The sequence below is a fragment of the Streptomyces sp. NPDC052020 genome (assembly GCF_040680575.1).
Taxonomy (GTDB): Bacteria; Actinomycetota; Actinomycetes; order Streptomycetales; family Streptomycetaceae; genus Streptomyces.
Window position 1 is genome coordinate 1 of record NZ_JBFAWY010000099.1, and the last position, 1,350, is coordinate 1,350.

At 69.1% G+C, this 1,350-nt stretch carries 1 protein-coding gene; it reads right to left on the reverse strand.

Translation table 11 applies throughout. From position 1 onward, the window contains the following. Nucleotides 1-1,350, reverse strand: a 1,350-nt coding sequence (locus AB0L74_RS34815; RefSeq protein ID WP_365661637.1) for a type I polyketide synthase, incomplete at both ends; no start/stop codon positions are given.

Here is a 1,350-nt window from a genome sequence, read left to right on the forward strand (position 1 = left end):
GTTCACCGCACTGCCCCGCACCACCGCCAGCACCCGATGCCCACGACGCCGCGCGTCGGACAACCGCTCCACCAGCAGCACCCCGACACCCTCGGACCAACTGGTGCCGTCCGCCGACGACGCGAACGCCTTGGACCGCCCGTCGGCGGCCAGCCCACGCTGCCGGCTGAACTCCACGAACATGCCGGGAGTGGGCATGACGGCGACGCCGCCCGCGAGGGCCATGTCGCACTCGCCGTTCCGCAGCGCCCGCACCGCCAGGTGCAGCGCCACCAGCGACGACGAACACGCCGTGTCCACCGTCAGGGCCGGACCCTCCAGGCCCAGCGCATAGGCGACACGACCCGACATGACACTGGCCGTATTGCCGGTGAGCAGATAGCCGTCGAGCCCCTCGCCGCCCTCCCGCAAGCTCGGCCCGTACTCCTGCGTCATCGCCCCGGTGAAGACACCCACCTGCTGTCCCCGCAATGACGTGGGATTGATACCCGCGTGCTCGACCGCCTCCCATGACGTCTCAAGAAGCAATCGCTGCTGCGGGTCCATCGCCAGCGCCTCACGCGGCGAGATCCCGAAGAACGGCGCATCGAACTCCGCGACACCGTCGAGGAACCCACCCTGCCGGACGTACGTCGTCCCAGGCCGTTCGGGGTCCGCGTCGTACAGACCGTCCACATCCCACCCGCGGTCCTGCGGGAACTCCGAGATCGCGTCAGTCTCCTCGGACACCAGCCGCCACAGATCCTCGGGTGACCCCACCCCGCCCGGCAGCCGGCACGCCATGCCCACGATCGCCACCGGCTCATCGGCCACCGCGAACTTCCGCACCGCCGGCTTGGCCCCGCCCCGCTCACCCGTGACCTCCCCGTGCATCACTGTCAGCAGATGCTCGGCGAGAACCCTGGGCGTGGGAAAGTCGAAAATCATGGACGGCGGCATACGCACACCAAAGGCCGCGTTCACGCGGTTCCGCAGATCTACGCCGGTCAACGACGTACACCCCGACTCACGGAAGGTCCGATCCACCTCTATGTGACCAGCTGAGGGGTATCCCAGGACGTGGGCGGCCTGTGCCCGGACCTTCTCCAGGATCACGCGAAGCTGCTCGTCCCGGTCAAGCTGCGCCAGCTCCGTGGAGCGGTCGATCGCCTGCGCCGACGGCTCCGTCGCAGCGGAAAGCGTCTCGATCTCACCTAGCCAGTAACGCTCACGCTGGAAGGGGTAGGTGGGCAGGTCGGGGATGTCGGGAACGACGGGGCCGGCAGTGGTGGGGGGGTGGGTGTCCCAGTCGACGGGCAGGCCGTTGGCCCACGCTTCGGCCAGGGAGGTGGTGAGACGGTGGAGACCACC